The sequence below is a fragment of the Streptomyces mesophilus genome, from assembly GCF_040300965.1.
Taxonomy (GTDB): Bacteria; Actinomycetota; Actinomycetes; order Streptomycetales; family Streptomycetaceae; genus Streptomyces; species Streptomyces mesophilus_A.
In genome coordinates this window covers 1-4,035 of sequence record NZ_JBEPEW010000290.1, presented here as the reverse complement: position 1 = coordinate 4,035, position 4,035 = coordinate 1, and the positions used below count along the sequence as shown (strand labels likewise).

Here is a 4,035-nt window from a genome sequence, read left to right as displayed (position 1 = left end):
GCACGGCCCTGACGCTGGCCTCGCGCCCCGCCGTACCCGCCGCGCGCCCGGAAGGCCTCGGGGCGGCGGTGGCCGGGACCGTGCCTCTGCGCTCGGCGGCGCTGGTCGCCGCGCTGGTCATCTGCCTTGCGGGCGGGGCTGGTTACGGCACGGTGGGCGTGCTGCACGGGGGGCTCGCGGTGGTGGGCGCGCTGATGGTGGGCGAGTTGCTGCTGCGCAGGTGTGTGCGGCGGTTCGGCGGGATCACCGGTGACGTGTTCGGGGCGGTGGCGGAGACGGCCGTGACCGCCGCACTGGTCGCGTTCACGCTGGGCTGAGGCCCTCCGTATCGCAGGACGATCCCCTCTGCGCAGCGGAAAAGCCCCGCGGCAGGCGCTCCACCAGCGCGCAAGCGTAGGCTCGGCCCGGGACAACACCCCATAGACGCATAACGGAAGACGGAAGCGAGAACTCACCACAGTGACTGCTCTGACTCTCAGCACCGCCGCCGCGGCCGGCCTCAAGGCCGACGCGCTCGTCGTCGGAGTCGCCAAGGGCGACAAGGGCCCCGTCGTCGCCCCCGGCGCCGACGCCGTCGAGAAGGCCTTCGGCGGCAAGCTCGCCACCGTCCTCGAGACCCTCGGCGCCTCGGGCGGCGAGGGCGAGGTCACCAAGCTTCCCGCGCCGGAGGGCGTGAAGGCCCCGCTCGTCCTGGCCGTCGGGCTCGGCGCGGTGCCGGAGAAGGGCGAGTCCTTCGACACCGAGACCCTGCGCTTCGCGGCCGGCGTGGCCGCCCGCGCGCTGTCCGGCACGAAGAAGGCCGCGTTCGCGCTGCCCGCCGAGGGTGCCGACGAGGTCGGGGCGATCGGCGAGGGCGTACTGCTCGGCGCGTACTCCTTCGACGCGTACAAGGAGAACGGCTCCGCCCCGAAGGCCTCCGCCAAGAAGAACGGCAAGGGCCCGCTGGCCGAGGCCGTGATCCTCGGGACCAAGCCGCGCGACAAGGCCGCCAAGGCCGCGGTCGAGCGCGCCACGGCCGTGGCCGAGGAGCTCAACCGCGCCCGCGACCTGATCAACACCCCGCCGAACGACCTCAACCCGGAGGCCTTCGCCGCCGTGGCCACGGCCGCCGGCAAGGAGCACGGCATCAAGGTGCAGGTGCTCGACGAGAAGGCGCTCACCAAGGGCGGCTACGGCGGCATCCTCGGCGTCGGCGCCGGCTCGGACTCCCCGCCTCGCCTGGTGAAGCTCTCCTACACGCACGCCAAGGCCAAGAAGCACCTGGCCTTCGTGGGCAAGGGCATCACGTACGACTCGGGCGGCATCTCGCTGAAGCCGGCGGGCCACAACGAGACGATGAAGTGCGACATGTCCGGCGCCGCCGCCGTGTTCGCCGCCGTCGTCGTGGCCGCCCGCCTCGGCCTCGAGGTGAACGTCACCGGCTGGCTGGCGCTCGCCGAGAACATGCCGTCCGGCTCCGCCACCCGCCCCGGTGACGTCCTGCGCATGTACTCCGGCAAGACCGTCGAGGTCCTGAACACCGACGCCGAGGGCCGTCTGGTCCTGGCCGACGCGATCGCCAAGGCCTCCGAGGAGAAGCCGGACGCGATCGTGGACGTCGCGACCCTGACCGGCGCGATGATGGTCGCGCTCGGCTCGCGCACCTTCGGGATCATGGCCAACGACGACGCGTTCCGTACCTCCCTGTACGAGATCGCCGAGGCGTCCGGCGAGCCGGCCTGGCCGATGCCGCTGCCCGAGCACCTGCTCAAGGGCATGGACTCGCCGACCGCCGACATCGCCAACATGGGCGAGCGGATGGGCGGCGGCCTGGTGGCCGGTCTGTTCCTGCGCGAGTTCGTGGGCGAGGGCATCACCTGGGCCCACGTGGACCTCGCGGGCCCGGCCTTCAACGAGGGCTCCCCGTTCGGCTACACCCCCAAGGGCGGCACCGGTACCGGCGTACGCACCCTGGTCGCGCTGGCCGAGCGCACCGCGGCGGGCGACCTGGGCTGATCCGGCCACCTGTGTGACCTGCGGCCCCGGGCTTCGTGCCCGGGGCCGCTCGCATGGGCCGGGCCTTGATCCCGGGCGCTTCGGGAATTTCGCCCTGGACGAAATCCGTACGGACATACGCTGCGGTGACCTTGGTCTGTGATCGATCAGACGTCTTGCACTGCGGCCCGACGTCCCGCTCCCCGCCGACAAGTGCGAAGATGGCCCTTGGCAGGACAGGGCCCCCACCACAGGGCCGAAGGAACAAGCGGCCGAACACCAAAGCCGCCGCGCGGTCAGTGAGGACCGCCGACCGGCGCACATGCATGGAGGACGTGACGTGGCGAACGACGCCAGCACCGTTTTCGACCTAGTGATTCTCGGCGGCGGTAGCGGCGGATACGCCGCGGCTCTGCGCGCCTCTCAGCTTGGTCTTGACGTCGCCCTGATCGAGAAGAACAAGCTCGGCGGCACCTGCCTGCACAACGGCTGCATCCCCACCAAGGCGCTGCTGCACGCCGGCGAGGTCGCGGACCAGACCCGCGAGAGCGCCCAGTTCGGTGTGAAGTCCACCTTCGAGGGCATCGACATCGCGGCCGTCCACAAGTACAAGGACGACGTGATCTCCGGCCTGTACAAGGGCCTGCAGGGTCTTGTCGCCTCCCGCAAGGTGACGTACATCGAGGGTGAGGGCCGCCTGTCGTCGCCCACCTCGGTGGACGTGAACGGCCAGCGCATCCAGGGCCGCCACATCCTTCTCGCGACCGGCTCCGTGCCGAAGTCGCTGCCGGGTCTGGAGATCGACGGCAACCGCATCATCTCCTCGGACCACGCGCTCGTCCTGGACCGCGTCCCGGAGTCCGCGATCATCCTGGGCGGCGGCGTCATCGGCGTCGAGTTCGCCTCGGCGTGGAAGTCCTTCGGTGCCGACATCACCATCGTCGAGGGCCTCAAGCACCTCGTTCCCGTCGAGGACGAGAACAGCTCCAAGATCCTGGAGCGCGCCTTCCGCAAGCGCGGCATCAAGTTCAACCTCGGCACGTTCTTCCAGTCCGCCGAGTACACCCAGAACGGCGTCAAGGTCACCCTCGCCGACGGCAAGACCTTCGAGGCCGAGGTCCTCCTGGTCGCCATCGGCCGTGGCCCGGTCTCGGCCGGTCTCGGTTACGAGGAGCAGGGCGTCGCGATGGACCGCGGCTACGTCCTCGTCGACGAGTACATGCAGACCAACGTGCCGACGATCTCGGCCGTCGGTGACCTCGTCCCGACTCTCCAGCTCGCGCACGTCGGCTTCGCCGAGGGCATCCTGGTGGCAGAGCGTCTGGCCGGGATGAAGGTCGTCCCGATCGACTACGACGGTGTGCCGAAGGTGACGTACTGCCACCCCGAGGTCGCCTCGGTCGGTCTCTCCGAGGCCAAGGCCAAGGAGATCTACGGTGCGGACAAGGTCGTCGCCCTCAAGTACAACCTGGCGGGCAACGGCAAGTCGAAGATCCTCAAGACCGCCGGTGAGATCAAGCTGGTCCAGGTCAAGGACGGTGCCGTCGTCGGCGTCCACATGGTCGGTGACCGTATGGGCGAGCAGGTCGGCGAAGCCCAGCTGATCTACAACTGGGAGGCGCTGCCCGCCGAGGTCGCGCAGCTGATCCACGCGCACCCGACGCAGAACGAGGCGCTCGGCGAGGCTCACCTGGCGCTGGCCGGCAAGCCGCTGCACTCCCACGACTAACAGCCCTCGGGGCTCCCCAAACTTCCGCAATTTCGTAAGGAGCAACAGAAACCATGGCGGTTTCCGTAACCCTTCCGGCGCTCGGCGAGAGCGTCACCGAGGGCACTGTCACCCGTTGGCTGAAGGCCGAGGGCGAGCGCGTCGAGGCCGACGAGCCGCTGCTCGAGGTGTCGACCGACAAGGTCGACACCGAGATCCCCTCGCCGGCCGCCGGCATCCTCGCGTCCATCAAGGTCGCCGAGGACGAGACGGTCGAGGTCGGCGCCGAGCTGGCCCTGATCGACGACGGCAGCGGCGCCCCCGCTGCCGCCCCCGCCCCGGCTCAGGCCGAG

4 protein-coding genes are annotated in these 4,035 nt (G+C 70.2%); all 4 read left to right on the top strand.

Annotated features, from left to right (window positions below; all coding sequences use genetic code 11):
* The coding region (locus ABT367_RS41065; RefSeq protein ID WP_352259046.1) for an adenosylcobinamide-GDP ribazoletransferase at positions 1-317 on the top strand (317 nt) is incomplete at its 5' end.
* A 142-nt stretch (positions 318-459) separates the two neighbouring features.
* Positions 460-1,995, top strand: coding sequence for a leucyl aminopeptidase (locus ABT367_RS41060; protein ID WP_352259044.1), 1,536 nt, complete (start codon positions 460-462; stop codon positions 1,993-1,995).
* Positions 1,996-2,314: 319 nt separating this feature from the next.
* Positions 2,315-3,703 (top strand): dihydrolipoyl dehydrogenase, encoded by a 1,389-nt coding sequence (gene lpdA / locus ABT367_RS41055; RefSeq protein WP_352259043.1) that lies wholly within the window; start codon positions 2,315-2,317, stop codon positions 3,701-3,703.
* A gap of 53 nt (positions 3,704-3,756) precedes the next feature.
* Positions 3,757-4,035 (top strand): biotin/lipoyl-containing protein (locus ABT367_RS41050; RefSeq protein ID WP_352259042.1); only part of this gene is annotated, 279 nt, incomplete at its 3' end.